At 71.6% G+C, this 11335-nt stretch carries 13 protein-coding genes; 6 read left to right on the top strand and 7 right to left on the bottom strand.

The features are described 5' to 3' along the window. Positions 1–39 precede the first annotated feature (39 nt). Complete coding sequence (locus tag N5I75_RS07830) at positions 40–846, top strand: IclR family transcriptional regulator (RefSeq protein ID WP_476675683.1); 807 nt, start codon at positions 40–42, stop codon at positions 844–846. Between the two features lie 90 nt (positions 847–936). Further along, entirely contained in the window at positions 937–2397 is a 1461-nt protein-coding gene (locus tag N5I75_RS07835; protein WP_476675685.1) for a peptidoglycan D,D-transpeptidase FtsI family protein, read from the top strand. A gap of 234 nt (positions 2398–2631) precedes the next feature. Here N5I75_RS07835 and N5I75_RS07840 read toward each other — a convergent pair whose 3' ends face one another. Genes N5I75_RS07840 through N5I75_RS07850 form a run of 3 tightly spaced genes read right to left on the bottom strand, consistent with a single transcriptional unit; the run spans position 2632 to position 4360 of the window. Beyond that, complete coding sequence (locus tag N5I75_RS07840; RefSeq protein ID WP_476675687.1) at positions 2632–3288, bottom strand: hypothetical protein; 657 nt, start codon at positions 3286–3288, stop codon at positions 2632–2634. Further along, positions 3285–3623 (bottom strand): PadR family transcriptional regulator, encoded by a 339-nt coding sequence (locus N5I75_RS07845; RefSeq protein ID WP_476675689.1) that lies wholly within the window; start codon positions 3621–3623, stop codon positions 3285–3287. The genes N5I75_RS07840 and N5I75_RS07845 overlap by 4 nt, the downstream gene beginning before the upstream one ends. Continuing rightward, positions 3620–4360 (bottom strand): CPBP family intramembrane glutamic endopeptidase, encoded by a 741-nt coding sequence (locus N5I75_RS07850; RefSeq protein ID WP_476675691.1) that lies wholly within the window; start codon positions 4358–4360, stop codon positions 3620–3622. Before N5I75_RS07850 ends, N5I75_RS07845 begins: the two co-directional genes overlap by 4 nt. 185 nt (positions 4361–4545) lie before the next feature. Between N5I75_RS07850 and N5I75_RS07855 the strand changes: the two genes are divergently transcribed. The 3 genes from N5I75_RS07855 (at position 4546) to N5I75_RS07865 (ending at position 6698) form a co-directional block, all read left to right on the top strand. Continuing rightward, positions 4546–5115: a SigE family RNA polymerase sigma factor gene (locus N5I75_RS07855; RefSeq protein WP_476675693.1), complete on the top strand. Its 570-nt coding sequence runs from the start codon at positions 4546–4548 to the stop codon at positions 5113–5115. Continuing rightward, positions 5112–5783, top strand: a complete 672-nt coding sequence (locus N5I75_RS07860) for a hypothetical protein (RefSeq protein WP_476675695.1) — start codon at positions 5112–5114, stop codon at positions 5781–5783. Before N5I75_RS07855 ends, N5I75_RS07860 begins: the two co-directional genes overlap by 4 nt. A 78-nt stretch (positions 5784–5861) precedes the next feature. Continuing rightward, positions 5862–6698: a pectate lyase gene (locus N5I75_RS07865; protein ID WP_476675697.1), complete on the top strand. Its 837-nt coding sequence runs from the start codon at positions 5862–5864 to the stop codon at positions 6696–6698. 57 nt (positions 6699–6755) lie between these two features. On the opposite strand, the gene N5I75_RS07870 is transcribed toward N5I75_RS07865, so the two are convergent. Beyond that, positions 6756–7550 carry an HAD family acid phosphatase gene (locus N5I75_RS07870; RefSeq protein ID WP_476675699.1) on the bottom strand — a complete coding sequence of 265 codons (795 nt, stop codon included), beginning with the start codon at positions 7548–7550 and terminating at the stop codon, positions 6756–6758. Positions 7551–7684: 134 nt separating this feature from the next. Between N5I75_RS07870 and N5I75_RS07875 the strand changes: the two genes are divergently transcribed. Beyond that, positions 7685–7924 (top strand): hypothetical protein, encoded by a 240-nt coding sequence (locus N5I75_RS07875; RefSeq protein WP_476675701.1) that lies wholly within the window; start codon positions 7685–7687, stop codon positions 7922–7924. 6 nt (positions 7925–7930) lie between these two features. Here the strand turns inward: N5I75_RS07875 and N5I75_RS07880 are convergent, their stop codons facing one another. The 3 genes from N5I75_RS07880 to N5I75_RS07890 form a co-directional block, all read right to left on the bottom strand. Continuing rightward, positions 7931–9025 (bottom strand): pectinesterase family protein, encoded by a 1095-nt coding sequence (locus N5I75_RS07880; protein ID WP_476675702.1) that lies wholly within the window; start codon positions 9023–9025, stop codon positions 7931–7933. An 80-nt stretch (positions 9026–9105) separates the two neighbouring features. Next, a complete protein-coding gene (locus N5I75_RS07885) occupies positions 9106–10419 on the bottom strand; it encodes a pectate lyase family protein (RefSeq protein ID WP_476675703.1) in 1314 nt (437 codons plus the stop codon). A 30-nt stretch (positions 10420–10449) separates the two neighbouring features. After that, positions 10450–11262 carry a rhamnogalacturonan acetylesterase gene (locus N5I75_RS07890; RefSeq protein WP_476676962.1) on the bottom strand — a complete coding sequence of 271 codons (813 nt, stop codon included), beginning with the start codon at positions 11260–11262 and terminating at the stop codon, positions 10450–10452. Positions 11263–11335: the final 73 nt, after the last annotated feature.

The following is an 11335-nucleotide window of genomic DNA, read 5'->3' on the forward strand; positions in this document are numbered from 1 at the left end:
ACGGAGACTATTTCTCGTCGAACGAAGGGGTCAAGGGCGATGTCGGCAGACGAGACGGGGGCTGTCGCGGGCACCGCGGCGGGGGCCGCGCAGGGTGGCGCGCAGGTCAAGTCGGCGGTGCGCACGGTCGAACTGCTCGAATACTTCGCGGGCCGTCCCGGCATGCACTCCCTGGCCGCCGTCCAGGAGGCCGTCGGCTACCCGAAGTCGAGCCTCTACATGCTGCTCCGCACGCTCGTCGAGCTCGGCTGGGTGGAGACGGACGCGACCGGCACGCGGTACGGGATCGGGGTGCGGGCGCTGCTCGTCGGCACCTCCTACATCGACGGCGACGAGGTCGTGGCCGCCGCCCGGCCCACGCTCGACCGGCTCTCCGACGACACCACCGAGACCATCCACCTGGCGCGGCTCGACGGCACCAACGTGGTCTACCTGGCCACCCGCCAGTCCCAGCACTACCTGCGGCCCTTCACGCGCGTGGGGCGACGCCTGCCCGCGCACTCCACCTCGCTCGGCAAGGCGCTGCTCGCCACGTACAGCGACGAGCAGGTCCGCAAGATGCTCCCCGAGACGCTGCCCGCGCTGACCGAGCACACGATCACCGACCGCGAGAAGCTCATCGAGGAGCTGCACGCGGTGCGCGAGCAGGGCTTCGCCGTCGACCGCGAGGAGAACACGCTCGGCCTGCGCTGCTTCGGCGTGGCGATCCCTTACCGGACCCCGGCCCGTGACGCGATCTCCTGCTCGGTGCCGGTGGCGCGGCTCACGCCCGCGCACGAGCAGATGGTGAAGGACGCGCTGTTCGACGCGCGGGACCGGCTGACGCTCGCGACGCGCAGGCTCTGATCCCGGCCCCGTCCGGGCTGGATGAGAGCTTCCTGAGAAAACCGGCCTTATCGGAACGATTCGCTCCCGGCCGCTCGTCCTACCGGCGGGATGAACAAGACGATCAGGCGCGCCTCCGTCTTCAGTCTGCTGCTCGTGTTCGCTCTGCTGGTCAGGGCGACATGGGTGCAGTTCTACGACGGCAAGGCCCTCGCGGACAACGACAAGAACCGGCGGAAGACGATCGCGCAGTACGCGTATCCGCTCGGCGACATCATCGTGGGCGGAAAGGCGGTGACAGGGTCGGCGCCGACGGGCGGCGGCAGCGACCTGAAGTACAAGCGGACCTACAAGGACGGCTCGCTGTACTCCGCGGTCACCGGCTTCACGTCGCAGGTGTACGGGTCGACGCAGCTGGAGGCCCTGTACCAGGACGTGCTCGACGGCACGGCGACCCGGCTGAAGAACCCGCTCGACACGGTCACCGGCAAGCGCTCCGCCCCCGGTGACGTGATCACGACCATCGACCCGGCCGTGCAGAAGGCGGCGGCGAAGGCGCTCGGCTCCACCAAGGGCGCCGCCGTCGCGATCGACCCGGAGACCGGGCGGATCCTCGGCATGGTGTCGTCGCCGTCGTACGACCCGTCGAAGATCAGCGGCTCGGGATCGGCCGACGCGAAGGCGTGGAAAAAGCTGTCCGACGACGAGGACGTGCCGACCCTGAACCGCGCCCTCAAGCAGGCGCTGCCGCCGGGCTCGACGTTCAAGCTGGTGGTGGCGGCGGCCGCCCTGGAGAACGGGCTGTACGCGTCGGTCGACGAGAAGACGGACTCCCCGAACCCGTACCTCCTGCCCGGCACCAGCACGTACCTGAAGAACGAGAGCGCGAGCGCGCCCTGCGAGAACGCCTCGCTGCGCACCGCGCTCCAGTACTCGTGCAACAACGTCTTCGGCAAGATCGCCGTCGACCTCGGCCAGGACAAGGTCCGGGCGATGGCGGAGAAGTTCGGCTTCGACGACAAGAAGCAGGACGTGCCGGTGCGCGCCGCCCAGAGCGTCTACCCCTCCGGCATGGACAAGGCGCAGACCGCGCTCTCCGGCATCGGCCAGTTCGACGTGACCGCCACCCCGCTCCAGATGGCGATGGTCTCCGCGACGCTCGCCAACGGCGGCGAGCAGGCGTCCCCGCACACGGTCTCCGAGGTGACGGACGCGGACGGCGACGCGGTCGAGAGCTACCCGGACTCGGACACGGAGCGGGTGGTCAGCGAGTCGACCGCCTCGCAGCTCCAGTCCGCGATGGAGACCGTCGTGACGAAGGGCACGGGCACGAACGCGCAGATCCCGGGCGCGACGGTGGGCGGCAAGACGGGCACGGCCCAGCACGGCGAGAACAACAGCAAGACGCCCTACGCCTGGTTCACCTCGTACGCCAAGGACGACGCCACCGGCAAGGAGGTCGCCGTGGCGGTGCTGGTGGAACAGTCGGACGCGGCCCGCTCAGAGGTCAGCGGCAACGGCCTGGCCGCCCCGATCGCCAAGGCGATGATGTCGGCAGCACTGAAGGATTAGCCTCGGGCACGGCCGCCCCCTGAGATGCCGCACGCAGTGCGCATCCCAGGGCGCGGGGAACGGCGCGAGCAACCACGACGGCGCCGCACCCGGCAACGACCGAAGAGGTGCCGCACGCAGTGCGCACCTCAGGGCGCGGGGAACTGCGCGACCAGCCACGACGGCGCCGCACCTGCCACGCCACCACCGCCCAGCCAAGCAGCAGAGGCACCGCCGCGCCGGCCAACGCACCCGTCACGAACCCCGCACCCGTGCTCGCCTCCCCGTCCGCACGGAGAGTGCGACCGCCGCGACGACCAGCGCCACGGTCGCCAGCCCCAGCGTCAGAGAGAACCGGCGGCTGGAGAACGCGTGGCGGGCGGGGACCGCGGGGGCCGGGGCGGTCAGCTCCGCCGCAGGCCCGAGCGTCGCCGCCTTGGGCCGCTTGTACCACCCGTACACGACCCACGTACCGCACGGCTCCCAGCCCTCGACGGCGAGTTCACGGTCGAGGGCGGCGCGCCCCCGGGTCACCAGCTCGCGGCGGTACTCCCAGCGCTGGGGCCGCTCGGGGTCCCGGTGGCTGACGAAGCGGCCGAGGGCGTCGATGCGCTCGACCTCCCAGCCCTCGTCACCGAAGCGGCCGAGGAGCGCCTCGTCGGCGAAGGTGTCGGCGGTCCAGCGCCAGGTCTCGACGTGCTCGTCGGGCACCGCACCGTCCGGTGCCGCGCTCTCCGGCGCCAGCTGCCGGGCGAACTCCCCGACCGGGCCGAACTCGTCCTCGGGGTCGACCGGGCCGGACTCGGCCAGGTGCGCCGCGAGGTCGTCGAGGGTGGCGGTGACATGGTCGCCGGGCAGCCCGTGATCGCGCAGGAGGCGGCTCAGCTCGGCCAGGTAGTCGTCGGCCTTCATCGCACGCCGCCCTTCGCCAGCATCGCCCGTACCGACGCGTCGAACTCCCGCCACAGCGCCCCCTGTTCGGCGAGCGTGGCCCGCCCCGCGCCGGTGAGTGTGTAGTAGCGGCGGCCCGGCCCCTTCTCGGTGGCGCGGAACTCGGCCGCGACGAGACCCGCCTCTTCGAGCCGGTTGAGCACGGGGTAGAGCGTGCCGCCCTTGATCTGGCCGAAGCCCGCGCCGTCCAGGGTCTTGGCGATCTCGTAGCCGTAGCTCTCGCCGTCGGTGAGGGAGGCGAGGACGAGCAGGTCGAGAACGCCCTTGAACCAGCTGGCGCGGCGGTCGCCGCTCACGCGGTGCGGCCCTTCATGACGGCGGCCGGCAGGTGGACCAGGTCCCGCAGGGAGAGCAGCGCGTGCACGGCCACGGGCAGCAGCAGGCTGCCCGTGGACAGGTACAGCGCGGTGCACAGGGCGCCGAAGAAGGCGAAGACGACGACCCCGGAGCGACCTTGGTAGAGCCCGGCGGCCGCGTAGATCACGAGGGCGAGCGCGGCGGCCACGTACAGGTGCAAACCGAGCGCGCCGACGCCGAAGGCGATGAGCAGGCCCCGGTAGAGGAGTTCGGAGCCGACCGCGTCGACGAGGGCGACGGCCACCGCGTGGCCCCGCTCGCGCCGCGTGCGGGGCAGCATCGCCGCGACCGCGTCCAGGCCGGGCACGTGCTTGCCGTCGCGGGCCAGCGCCCGCATCCGGCGCCCGCCGAGCAGGACGGCCACGAGCAGCGCCCCGGCGAACGCGGTCACCGCCACCGGCCCGTCCCCCGCGACCAGTCCGAGGTCGGTGGCGGTGAGACCCGGCGACAGCGCGTACACCGCGCCGAACGAGGCTCCCAGGACCGCCCAGCACCCCAGCACGGACCGGAAGTACCGGACCAGCGCGGCCGGTTCGGTGTCGCGCCGCCGTGCCAGCGACGCGTACATGCGCCGTCCCACGAGCGGCTCGCCGACGGCGAGGTAGAGGGCGACGACGGCTCCCGTCACCACGGATGCGGTGGTGAGGTGCGGCGAGATGTGCAGAGCGGCGTTCATGGTCATAGACCGTACGGCTACCTAGTTAGGTATGCAACCTAGCTCGGTATCCGATCCCTCTCGTTCCGATCATGTCCGAAATCTCGCACGCCCTTCGAATCGCCGTACGCAACGCTGGTACGCTCTCGCATCCCGTCGAGCCACATCGAGCCGCATCGAGCCGCACAGTGAGGGGAGGGATCCGCGTGAGCACTGTCGTGGACGACGACAACTCCGCCGAGTTCCATGCCTTCTTCGAACGGCACCACGCAGAACTCGCCCGCCTGGCACACCTCCTGACCGGCGAGCCGGACGCCGCCGACGATCTCGCGGCGGACGCGCTGCTCGCGCTCTGGCACCGCTGGGACCGGGTCAGGGACGCCGATCACCCGGTGGCGTACGCGCGTGGTGTCGTCGCCAATCTCGCCCGCACCCGGATCCGCAGCGCGGTCCGGGAGCGGCGGCGCGTCGCCCTGTTCTGGTCGGGCCGGCAGGAGCGCGCCGAGGACCCGGACGTGCCCGCCGTGGTCGACGTGCAGGGCGCGCTGCGCGAACTCCCGTTCCGCAAGCGGGCCTGCGTCGTGCTGCGGCACGCGTTCGACCTGTCGGAGAAGGACACCGCGCTGACCCTCGGCATCTCGGTCGGTACGGTGAAGAGCCAGACGTCCAAGGGCATGGCCGAGCTGGAGAAGCGGCTCGGGTCCGGCGAGCGCGAGGGCCCGGCCCCGCGCCGCGTACGGGCGGTCGGGGCGACGGCGGAGGGGGGCCGGCGGTGAACGAGGAAGTGCGGCGGCGGCTGCGCGAGTCCGCCGACGCGCACCACCCCGACCGGGAGCGGATGCTCGCCCGGATCGAGCGCGGCATGTCCGAGCCGTATCCGGCGCCGGGAGCGCGGCGCCGCCCCGCGCTCGGGTGGGTGCGGATCGCGGGCGCCGTGGCCGGGGTCGCGGGGGCTCTCGCCGTGGGCGCGTTCGCGGTCGGCGCGACCCTGCGCGACGACGACGGCGGCCCGCGCCAGACGGTCGCCGTGACACCGACGCCGGGCCCCAGTCGCTCCGTGGCGCAGGCGCTGTGGTCGGAGGGGACCGTCGACCCCGGGTCGAACCGGTACTGGGCGCAGAGCGACATCACGTTCAAGGCGCGGCGGCAACTCACGGCTCTGACACTGGAGTTGCGGGTCGCCCAGACCGGCGGGGTCGCCGGCACCGGCAACTGGCGGTCGCTGCCCGCCGAGGACTTCACGGTCTCGGTGAGCGAGCGCGGCGGGTTCCTGGTGTACCGGTGGGTCCTGAAGAACGGCCGCACGGTGCCCGCCGGGCAGTACGTGTTCGCCGGGCAGTACAACCACGCCGAGGGCGACCGGGACGCGGGCGGTGACTCGTACTCGGTGTGGGGCCGCACCGTGGGCGGCGAACAGGTGGCCGTGAGCGGCGATTTCGGCTGAGCGGAACGCCCGGCGAGGCAACCGGCGGAGGTCCCCGGGAGGCGGCAACCTTTCCCCGCCACCCGGCGACCAAGGGGCATGACCAAGACAGGCACCCCCTCCCCGCACCGCCACCGGCGCCGCGTCACCCGCCGCCGGGCCACCCTCGGCGGACTCCTCGCGGTGACCCTCACCGGCGCCGCCCTCGCCACGACGGGCATGCTCAGCCCGGCCGGGGCCGCGACCGCCTGGCCGACGGCCACCGGCACCCAGGCCGTGAGCAGCAGCATCTCGGTCTCCGGCACCTACGACGGCTCGTACAAGCGGTTCTACGGCTCCGGCGACCTCGGCAGCGGCGGCCAGGACGAGGGCCAGGACCCGATCTTCAACCTGAAGGACGGCGCCACCCTCAAGAACGTCATCATCGGCTCCCCCGCCGCCGACGGCGTGCACTGCGCGGGCAGCTGCACGCTGCAGAACGTCTGGTGGGAGGACGTGGGCGAGGACGCCGCCACGTTCAAGGGCAAGTCCACGTCGTCCGTCTACACCGTGTACGGCGGCGGCGCGAAGAAGGCGTCCGACAAGGTGTTCCAGTTCAACGGCGCGGGCAAGCTCGTCGTCACCAAGTTCCAGGTGTCGGACTTCGGCAAGCTGGTCCGCTCCTGCGGCAACTGCTCGACGCAGTACAAGAACCGCAACATCATCATCAACGACGTCGACGTGACCGCCCCGGGCAAGTCGATCGTCGGCATCAACTCCAACTACGGCGACACGGCCGCGCTGCGCAGCGTCCGCATCCACGGCGACAGCAGCAAGAAGATCAAGCCGTGCGTCCGCTACAACGGCAACAGCACCGGCGCGGAGCCGACGGAGGTCGGCAGCGGCCCCGACGGCACGTACTGCCAGTACACGGCGTCGGACCTCACGTACGACTGAGCCGGACGGGGAGGCGGCCGGGCGCCCGCCCGGCCGCCGTCCCCGCTGGTCAGGGCCTCAGCCCACGAAGTACGTCGGGTTCGGGAACTTGTACGTCCTGTCCGCGTACCCGCCGTCGAGGTCGGACTGCTGGTCGCCGAAGTTGCCGACGATGTCGTAGCCGAGCGACTCGATGTGCTTGCGGGTGCCCGACTTGTACTGCACGGTCGTGCACTTCCAGGCCCCGGCGGTGGCGCAGCCGCTGAGGTAGGCGGGCGGGTTGTCCGCGTTCTTCAGGTACACGTGGCGGGCGTCGAAGTCCGTGTCGATGCCGACCTTCTTCAGGTTCGTCACGGCGGCGTCGCGCTGCGCCTCGGTGAGCCCGGAGTTGTAGAAGACCTCGACGCCCTTGCTCTCGGCGTACTTGACGAGGGCGGGGGTGCCGAAGACGGCCGGGCGGTCGGCGTCGGCCACGTAGGCCGCCCAGGAGGCGCTGTTGTAGACGTAGTTGGTGCGCACCTCGTAGTCGAGGCTGAGCAGCAGCGTGTCGTCGATGTCGAAGACGACCGCGGGCCTGGTGTGGTGGTGCCGGGCCTTCTCGGCCGCCTTGGCGATGTCCTTCTTGGCGCGCGCCTGGATGCGCGCGAGGTCGTCGGCGTAGGCGCTGTGGGGGTCGGCCCGCCAGGTGCCGTCGGCGTCCTGTGTGGCGCCGTAGTACGACTTGATGTCGCCGACGAGCTTGCCGATGTTGTAGGGCTCCGCCGTGGTCCTGGCGGTGGGGGCGTCGGCGCCGGCCGTGCCGGTGCCGTAGAGGGCGCCGCCCGCGAGGGCGCACGCGGCGGCGATACCCGCGACTGTGATGGACTTCCGCATGGCCGATGTCTACGCGCATCACATGGGGCGGCGCGAGAGCAGTTATTGGATCGATACACGTATCGCTCGAACCATTGCTCAGCGATGGCGGCGGCTTGACCTGGCCTTTGGGCGCCTCGTCCTACGCTCACCCAGTGCAGTCGCCGTTCGCCGTCGCCTCTTCCTCGCACGGGCAGTCGCCCGTGCTGCTCACCGTGTTCGCCGTGGGCGGCGTCATCGCGCTCTGGGCCGGGCTGAGCTGGGCGTTCGACATACGCGGACTGCCCGTACGGCGTACGCACACCGCCGGGCAGCCACGCTTGCTCGGTGCTCTCCTCGCCCTCGCCGGTCTCGTCCTCCTCGCCATCGTGTACGCACTGTGGCAACTGGGCTGACATGTCTCACACAGGCGGACGCCAGTCCCCGAGGTACCGCGCGCGGGTGTGCCGGGCCGCCTCGGCACGGGTGAGCCGCGGCCGGTTCTCCGGCACGGTGACGACCGCGCCGGGGCCGGAGTTGCGGTACTCGGCGAACCGCTGCTCCTGCCACGGGTAGCTGTCGGACATGTTGGCGTAGGGCGCGACGGCGTCGATCCCGGGCCCAAGACAGGTGTCCCGCACGACGAGCATCGGCCGGGCGGTGGTGTCGGAGCTCGGCACCCACGGCCGGGCCAGCTTGTAGTACGCGTCCGGCGCCGCCGAGCTGATCCGGGAGCGGCTGACCAGGTACCCCAGCGGATTGGCCGCGGCGGTGGACGGCGCGAAGACGAAGCCGTACGGGGCGCCCGCCAGGTCGGTGCGGACGAGCGTGCGGAAGTGGCAGTCCTCGAAGACTGCGGTGCCGCGCCCGAAGACGAAGTCCACGCCGCCCTCGACGTAGCAGCCGTGGAAGTACTGCCGCGCGAAGGTGGTGAGGGCGGGCGAGTCCGCGTACAGCGTGTCCTGGTGCCCGAGGAAGCGGCAGTCGAGGAAAGCGGAACGGTCGCCCATGACCTTCACCGCGACCGCCTGCGTCCCGGTGACGCCCGGGTGGTCGGCGCGCAGCCAGTCGTTGGCGAAGGTGATCCCGCGCGCGGTGAATCCGTCGGCCCGCAGCGTCACGGTCGCCGACCCGCTCGTGCCGTAGGTACCGGACCCGTCGGGCTTGGCCGTGCCCGCCGCGTTGTCGAACACGACGACGGTACGACGGGGATCACGGGCGGCGCCGAGCCAGGTCAGCCCGGTGGCGGTGGCGGGCACGGAGACGGTCTCGCGATAGACACCGGGCGCGAGAACGAGGGTGTACCCGTCCCCGGCGACGGCGTCGACGGCCCCCTGCACGGTGGTGTGATCACCGCCCCCACGAGGATCGACGTAGAGCGTCCGCGGACCGAGCCGCCGCGCGGTCGACCCATGGGCCGAGCCGCCACCCCCGAGAGCGAGGGCGGCACCGAAACCGACACCGGCGGAGAGAAACCGCCGCCGCGATGAGCGAACTTGGGAGTGCTGATGAAACACAGTCTGATCCGATCACCCTGGGGGCGCGGGGAACTGCGCGAGCAACCACGCACCCCCCGCACCCGGCGAACAACAGAACCTCAGCGGAGCTGACCGGCCCCGGCGCCCCGCCCGACAACCCGGGCCACAGCCTTCGCCGGGTCGACATGCGTCCGCAGCACCGGTCGCCAGCCGGCCCCAGAGGCAAGCGGAGTCGTGGGATTGGCCGCGTTGTAGGCGGCGATCAGATCAGTCTCCGCACCGTTCACGACATTGCCCGTCGCGGTGAGCGGAAAATCGTTCCACCGGTGCAGGACCGCCGACGCGTCGACCCCCTTCGGCAACGTGAAGGAATTCTTCTCGGCGAAGAGCTGCGACTTGAACCCGATCCCGAACGAGTACCCGTAGTCGGCCCCCGCGACATAGGAGTTGTTGTACGCGTCGACCTGCCCGAACCGCACGCGCGGCGCCCGCTCGACAAGGTTCCGGAAGAGGTTGTGGTGCAGGGTGACCCGAAGCTTGCCCTCGTCGGTCGCGGCCGCGCCGTCGCTGTTGCCGATCATGAACGTCTTGTCGTGGTCCTCGAAGACGTTCCAGGACGCGGTGACGTAGTCGGCGCCCCGGACGACGTCCAGCTCGCCGTCGTGCTGCTGGAAGATCCGGCCGTAGTGGCTGGGCAGCGTCGAGTCGGGGTGGGCGCCGTCGGTGAACGTGTTGTGGTCGAGCCAGACGTGTGTGGCGTTGTAGACGACGGCGGCGTCGTACTCGGAGTTCCAGTTGCCGGTGTCGCCGTCCGTCGGGTCCCACTGCGGGAAGCAGTCGAGCGGCGACTCCAGGGTGAGGCCGCGCACGATGACGTTGTCGACGCCGTTGATCTGGAGGCTGCCGCCGACGATGCCCGCGTCGCGGCCGACGCCGATGATTGTGGTGTTGGCGGGGACGGCGGCCTTGATGGCCTTGGCCTGGGCGGCGGCGGACTGGTTGCGCAAGTACTCCTGGGTGCCCGCAGTCGCCTTCTCGCCCTCCAGGTCGACGTCGTAGCCCCAGACGGCGGGGTCGTAGTCGGCGAGGTACTGGTCGAAGTCGTAGCCGGCGACGGCGAACCCGGAGCAGTCCGCGCCGTCCGCGTCGAGCGTGCCCCTGACCTTGATGATGCGCGGGGCGGTGCCCTCGACGGCGAGGGCCGCCTTGAACTCGGCCCAGGTGGTGACGGTGAAGACCCGGTCGGAGGCGGCTGCCGCGCCGCCGGTGGTGCCGGTCGTCGCGGCGGCCCAGCCGTCGCGCGCGGGCAGCGTCTGGCGGGCGAGGTCGCGGCCGTGGGCCTGGGCGGCGCCCGTGGTGGTGGCGGCGAGGACGAGGGCGGTGCAGCCCACGAGCCCGGCTATGACGCGCGCATGACATCTCCGAGTGTGCACTGTGCGGCTCCTGAGAAGTGAGAGACAGGTTTAAGCGGGGGTGGTGCCGGACAGCCACGTCAGCCGTGACCGCCACACCTCCGACAGTTCGTCGATCTCGTCGCCGAGACGGCGCACGTCGCGCGCGGGCAGCACCCGGCGCTTCAGCAGCTCGGTGGCGACGAGGCGGGCCACGGCGATCGCGCCGGGCGGGTTGGCGTGTGTGTTGTCCTGCTCGGTGGCGGTCCAGTTGAAGTAGACCTTCGTCTCCTCGACGCCGAGCCGCTGCCACAGCGCGAGCGAGAGCGCCTGGATGTCGAGGAGCGCGACGCCCTCCTCGCGGGCGAGGGCGCGCATCGCCGCCGGGTACTCACCGTGGGTGGGCAGCGCGGTGCCGTCGGCGTCGAACTTGCGGCGCTCCACGGAGGTGGCGAGCACCGGGCGGGCCCCCTTGGCCCGCGCCCCGTCGACGTACAGCTTCAGGTACTCCTGGTACGTCGACCAGGGCTCGGTGTAGCGCGTGGGGTCGGCGCTCTTCTCGTCGTTGTGCGCGAACTGGATCAGGAGCAGGTCGCCGGGGCGGATCGCGGAGAGGATCGCGTCGAGGCGGCCCTCGTCGGCGAAGCTCTTCGAACTGCGGCCGTTGACCGCGTGGTTGGCGACCCGGACGCGCGAGGAGAGGAAGAACGGCAGGGCCATGCCCCAGCCGGTCTCGGGCGCGGCGTCCGCGTACTTCTGGGCGGCGGTGGAGTCGCCCGCGACGAACAGGGTCCTGCCCCCGGCCGGTCCGGCGGCGGCCGGGGTCGCCGTCGCGAGGGGCAGTGCGGCGAGCGCGGCGAGGGCCGTTCTTCGGGTCGGCACGATGCCGTTCCTTTCGGGAGTCTGCGGGGTGGCTGGAGGATCCGGCGGCGGGAGTGCGGCGGGGCAGCCTGGTTCA

The organism is Streptomyces sp. R818 (assembly GCF_056172735.1).